4 protein-coding genes are annotated in these 6,171 nt (G+C 48.2%); all 4 read right to left on the bottom strand.

Annotation, left to right across the window (positions count from 1 at the left end):
• Positions 1-29: 29 nt before the first annotated feature.
• Positions 30-1,505 (bottom strand): CoA-acylating methylmalonate-semialdehyde dehydrogenase, encoded by a 1,476-nt coding sequence (locus tag Q9R46_RS28505; RefSeq protein WP_145336651.1) that lies wholly within the window; start codon positions 1,503-1,505, stop codon positions 30-32.
• A 131-nt stretch (positions 1,506-1,636) separates the two neighbouring features.
• Positions 1,637-2,647, bottom strand: a complete 1,011-nt coding sequence (gene iolC / locus Q9R46_RS28510) for a 5-dehydro-2-deoxygluconokinase (protein ID WP_311282626.1) — start codon at positions 2,645-2,647, stop codon at positions 1,637-1,639.
• A gap of 156 nt (positions 2,648-2,803) precedes the next feature.
• Positions 2,804-3,697: a myo-inosose-2 dehydratase gene (gene iolE, locus Q9R46_RS28515; RefSeq protein ID WP_311282627.1), complete on the bottom strand. Its 894-nt coding sequence runs from the start codon at positions 3,695-3,697 to the stop codon at positions 2,804-2,806.
• A gap of 91 nt (positions 3,698-3,788) precedes the next feature.
• Entirely contained in the window at positions 3,789-5,654 is a 1,866-nt protein-coding gene (gene iolD / locus Q9R46_RS28520; RefSeq protein ID WP_145336646.1) for a 3D-(3,5/4)-trihydroxycyclohexane-1,2-dione acylhydrolase (decyclizing), read from the bottom strand.
• Positions 5,655-6,171 lie beyond the last annotated feature (517 nt).

Here is a 6,171-nt window from a genome sequence, read left to right on the forward strand (position 1 = left end):
TTGCATTCTGTACGCTGTGCGTTGATCGATTACCAGCGTGTAGTTACCATTTTCTTGCGAGTGTAGAACTCTACACCATCCGTGCCGTTAGCATGCAGATCACCGTAGAAGGATTTCTTCCAACCGGAGAATGGGAAGAAGGCCATCGGAGCTGGTACGCCCAGGTTCACGCCCAGCATACCCGCTTCAATCGTTTCACGGAACTGGCGCATATTCGCACCGCTACGAGTAAACAGACATGCCCCGTTAGCAAAGTCTGAACGGTTTGCCAGTTCTACCGCTTCCTCCAGCGTTTCTACTCTTGCCACCGAAAGTACTGGAGCAAAGATTTCATCTTTCCAGATTTTCATGGTGCTATCTACATGATCAAATACAGTTGGTCCTACAAAATAACCGGAGCCGTCTGTCGCCTGATCCTTGCGTCCATCCCGGATCAACGTTGCACCTTCCTGTTCACCTGATTCAATGTAACCCAGTGTACGCTCTTTGTGAGGTCCACGGATGACCGGTCCCAGGAATACCCCTTCGTCCATACCATTACCGATGTTGATCCGGTCCGCTGCTTCCACCAGCTTTTGTACCAAGGCATCCGCCACATCGCCAACAGCAACGACAACGGAACAAGCCATGCAACGTTCGCCAGCTGATCCAAATGCTGCACTTGTGATCTCTTTTACGGTCAGATCAAGGTCAGCATCCGGCATAACGATGGAGTGGTTCTTCGCACCAGCCAGTGCCTGAACACGTTTGCCGTGTGCAGAGGCTGTTTTGTAGATGTATTCAGCAACAGGTTGTGAACCGACAAAGGAAATCGCAGCAACTTCTTTATGCTCAAGCAATCCGTTTACAACGTCATGTGCACCGTGAACGATGTTGAGTACGCCGTCTGGAAGCCCTGCTTCTTTGAAAAGCTCTGCCAAACGTCCGGCCAGGAGCGGAGTCCGCTCTGACGGCTTCAGAACGAATGTGTTACCGCAAGCAATCGCCAGCGGGAACATCCAGCAAGGTACCATCATCGGGAAGTTGAACGGAGTGATTCCTCCAATGACCCCAATTGGGTAACGGTACATGCCCGACTCCAGTCCTGTAGCGATGTCAGGCAACTGTTTACCCATCATGAGGTTCGGAGCACCCGCCGCGAACTCCACGCACTCAATGCCACGCAATACTTCGCCATAAGCTTCGGCATAACTTTTACCGTTCTCCAGTGTCACCAGTTTGGCTAGCTCTTCCCAGTGCTCTACCAGCAACTGCTGATAACGGAACAAAATGCGGGCACGGCGAGGAACCGGTGTAGTGCTCCATGATTTGAATGCTTCCCGCGCAGTCTGTACCGCCTGATCCACATCCGCTTGTTCAGACAGCGGCACGTATGCAATGATCTCTTCCGTAGCCGGGTTAACAACTGCTTCGGTTCGTGTCGTTGTTGGGGTTACCCAAGTACCCCCGATCCAGTTTTGTACATTCGTCACTGTTGCAGACGCTTCTGAAGTCCCTTTTCCCATGTGTGTTGTCTCCCCTCGTTTATGTGTTACTTCGGTGTATTTCTTTCCTATCCAGTGCGTATCTTCGTATCACGAAGTCCCATTGATTCAACATCGATCATCTAGAATAAAGCCATCTGTTTACGGCTGTATCAAGACGGAACAATCTCGCCCCGGTTGCAGCGTTCGATATAGTCATCCACCTGTTCCACCGTTGGCATGGCATCCGAACAACTGTGGCTGGAAATGACGATACTTGCTGCAGCACTTCCGTAGCTCATACTGCGCTCGATGGTCCACCCTTGCATTAAGCCGTAAAGGAAACCAGCCGCGTAAGAATCACCTGCACCGAATGTTTTTACGACACGAGCAGGGTAACTGTTAGCCCGATGTGAGAGCCCTTCACGCGTATATGCGATGGAGCCTTCTTTTCCGTGCTTGATCACAACGATTTTCGCTGAGAAATCAAACCATTTCTGTGCCGTCACCTGATCATTATGATCCGGGTTGTTTTCGAATGTCTCCATCATGTCGAACTCTTCTCGTGTGCCCAGAATGATATCGCATTTCTCGGCAGCGAGGTTATAATAAACGGCCGTTTCTTCATCCGATGTCCATGTGTATGGACGGTAATCGAGATCAAATACGATAATAGTGCCGTGTTTTTGGGCATAGGTCAGTGCCTGGATTACTGCTTCCCGCGATGGGCTCTGTGCGAGAGCTGTACCGGAGATCAACAACACTTTGGAATCCGCAATCAGCTGTTCCTGTACCTCGCTAGCCTGCAATAAAAGATCCGCTACGTTGTCTCGGTACATCAGGATACTACAGTCTGTCGGGCTCTTGATCTCGGTAAAAGCAAGTCCGGTTACTGCCCCAGTGTTGTCAGTCACCACATTGGAGGTGTCAATCCCGTTTTTCTCCAGATAACTTTGGATGAATCTGCCCATCTGGTCACCTGCGATTTTGCCGATGAAAGCCGTCTCCATGCCAAGTCTGGACATGCCGATCGTAATATTGGCCGGAGAACCGCCAACATATTTGGTAAACGTCATCGTCTCTTCCATTGGACGGTTGATCTCATTGGCATTCAAATCGATGCACAAGCGGCCAATGGCAGTGAAATCCTTTTTCCTGGATGCTGGAAAGGATACGTAAGTCATTGCGTTTGAGCCCCTTTCTATGGTGGAATCTCGATTGGTTAAGAGATGATTTCTACTCCATTTATATAAATTCATATTGGTTTATTCTATTTTGCCTCACTCACATATAGATGCTAGGCTGGTTAACTGTCTTTAATTGCGTTTGCTCTACTGCCCCTAGTACAGAGTCTCCATATAGCTCAGAGAGCGCTTCGCATACTCATAAGGATTATGAATGGCAGGATCTTGTTCTCCTTCGAGCATCGCCCAGCCGTTGTATCCACGAGTGATCAGCTCCCGCAATATTGGTGCAAAATCAATGCATCCATCCCCCGGTACAGTGAATACACCTCTGCGAATACAACCAACAAAGTCAGATTGCTCTGCTCGTGCCTGATCCAGCACATCCGGGCGAATATCCTTCAGATGGATGTAAGCAATCCGGTCGTAATGTTTACGAAGCACCTCAAGTGGATCAGCGCCGCCATAGTAGGCATGGCCTGTATCAAAGAGTAAGTAAACCAGCGAAGGGTCTGTGAGCTCCATCAAACGATCAATTTCCTCTGGTTGCTCAACTACCGTGCCTCCGTGATGGTGATAAGTGAGTTTAAGCCCATACTCCTGGGCAATGGCACCGGCTTGGTTCAAGCCTTCAGCAAGAACATGCCATTCGGCATCGCTGAGTCTAAGCACTTCTTTTTCATTCGGTGTCCGTCTTGGATCAAAATGAAGTGAACCGCCTACCTCAGCTGTACTAATCACCTTGCTTCCCATGGACTGCAGAAATTCCGCGTGTCTGCGATAGTCGTCCAGTTCTGCTTGGCGATATGCTGGATCGGAGAATAGTACGGATTTCCACTGGGAGATCAGGTTGATATTACGCTTGCTTAGTTCCTCGCGCAGTGTGGCAGGATCCGTAGGATACTTGCGTCCCATCTCTGTACCCTTTAGTCCAAGACGCTGAATATCGTCCAGAATCTGTGCACAAGTTGTATCATCACCATGTTCCTTTACATCTTCGCCGACCCAATTGATCGGATGAATCCCAAGCTGGAATGGCAGCTTGCTCATGATTCCACGGCTCCTTTTGTCGTTCAGCTTTGTCAGATCTCTATCTAAAGAGAATTATTTATAAAAAGAGTAGACGAGAGAAACCTCTCGCTTAAACCAGTTTTGCTTTGCCACGATTCGTTTTCATCGTCTCATGGGCACGAACGACTTTCTCCTCAACAGATACTTCAGGTACGCCGACATTCCACCATGACTCATATCCACCTGTATTCGTTCCAGGTACCACTGGAATTTCAATCAATGTTGTCACCGTTTCGTTCTTGGCATCCCGAAGTGCCTGTTCCAGTTGCTCTGCGGTTTCCGCACGATATGCTTTCGCTCCCATACTGCGAGCGTGAGCCGCAAAATCCATAGGCATATACTCACCCGTCAAACGGCCACTGTCTGTTTCACGATAACGGAACTCGTTCCCGAATCCGTCACTGCCGTGCTCGCGTTGCAGATTATGAATGCACTGGAAGCCATTATTATTGAATAAAAGAACCGTCATTTTCTTCTGTTCCTGCAGACTTGTAACCAGTTCAGAATGTAACATCAGGTAACTGCCGTCACCCACCATGGCATATACTTCACGATCCGGCTCTGCAAGTGCTGCGCCGAATGCACCGCTGACCTCGTATCCCATACAAGAGAATCCATACTCCATGTGGTATGTCTTCGGTTCAGTCGAACGCCACAAACGATGCAAGTCTCCTGGAAGACTACCTGCTGCACAGACAATTACCGAAGATGGATCAATCGTGCGATTTACGATACCAATGGCTTTTGTCTGCGCCAGACCGGCCTCGTGCTCCGCAGCGTACAGTCGATCCACCTCTGTAGTCCATTGATCACGAAGTTCAGCCACTTCGGATGAACCATATGCACTGCTGTACTGTTGTGCCTTCAATTCTTGTTGCAACGCCTGCAAACCTTCACGGGCATCTGCCAGAATGGCTTCCCCGCCTAACTTGGCAGCATCCATACTATTCAAGTTGATGTTGATAAATGATACTTCTGGATTTTGAAAAGCAGCATGTGACGCCGTGGTAAAATCGGAAAACCTTGTCCCCACGCCGATCACGACATCTGCTTCTTTAGCCAAGCGATTGGCTGCCAGAGAACCGGTAACCCCTATGGCCCCCACATTAAGCGGGTGTTCCCAAGATACTGCGCTTTTGCCTGCTTGCGTTTCGGCAATCGGAATACCAAAGGCTTCCGCGAACTCAATCAGTTGTGCAGATGCTTCAGAATAGAGTACCCCACCGCCTGCAACGAGCAAGGGCTTTTTGCTATGGGTGATCTGCTTCGTTGCCCGTTCAATGGCTGCCTGAACAGGTGGCCTGCGATCCAGATAATGTACTTTACGGGCAAAGAAAGATTCCGGGTAGTCGTATGCTTCTGCCTGCACATCCTGAGGTAATGCCAGCGTAACAGCTCCAGTCTCGGCTGGGTCAGTCAATACACGCATAGCATTCGTAACTGCAACCATTAACTGTTCCGGGCGCACGATGCGATCCCAGTATTTGCTGACCGCTTTAAACGGATCTGTAGCCGATATGGTATAGTCACTGCTTACTTCGAGTTGTTGCAATACTGGATCTGGCTCTCTTGTAGCAAAGTTATCTCCAGGGAGAAGCAATACCGGAATCCGGTTCACCGTTGCCGTTGCTGCAGCAGTAATCATATTTAACGCACCAGGGCCAATAGATGTAGTGCATGCATAGATCTGTTTGCGGTTTTTCTGTTTGGCATAAGCTGCAGCTGTGTGCACCATACCTTGTTCGTTTTTACCTTGCATATACGTCAGGCTTCCAGGGCTACGTTCTAATGCTTCCCCGATTCCTGTTACATTCCCGTGTCCAAATATTCCGATAATTCCTTTTACAAACTTGGTTTCTACCCCGTCTACCGAGATGTACTGCTGATCCAGGTATCGAAGCAAGGCCTGAGCCATCGTTAGTCGAATCGTTGTCATGAATTGATCGCCATCCTTTCCTTTACGGGTTAAGCGCTTAATCTAAGTTAAGTTTAAGCGCCTTACCCCTAAAGGTTAAGCGCTTAATTCATATGGTATTACAGGCTAGGCATTTTCGCAAGCTATTTTTGTAAGCGTTTTATTAAAATTAAGGGGGATTTTCGTAAATAAGTACAAAAAGAGATGAACTTAGGATGCTCGTCTATCCCCTCTGAGTGCTAAAAAATGCAGTATAGTTATTTTACGGAGTATTATGCGCGGAGTAATGAACAAGCGTATTACTTTTTGATGAGATGTTTCATGTGAAGATAGTGATGCCCGTTGTGGAATGGCAGATTATCATAAACATCAGGATTTAACTTGAAGGCATTGAAAAGTTAGCTGAGTTTTGCTGGAGGGAATAAACTGAGGAAGAACAACACATAGAGGCCACTCCATAGTAGAGAGGAAATCCTCACTTTCTAAACAAAAAAAAGAAAGAGAACACAAATCGTGTCTCTTTCTTCTGCAAAATATA

This window comes from Paenibacillus sp. RRE4 (assembly GCF_031844205.1).
Classification (GTDB): Bacteria; Bacillota; Bacilli; order Paenibacillales; family Paenibacillaceae; genus Paenibacillus; species Paenibacillus xylanexedens_B.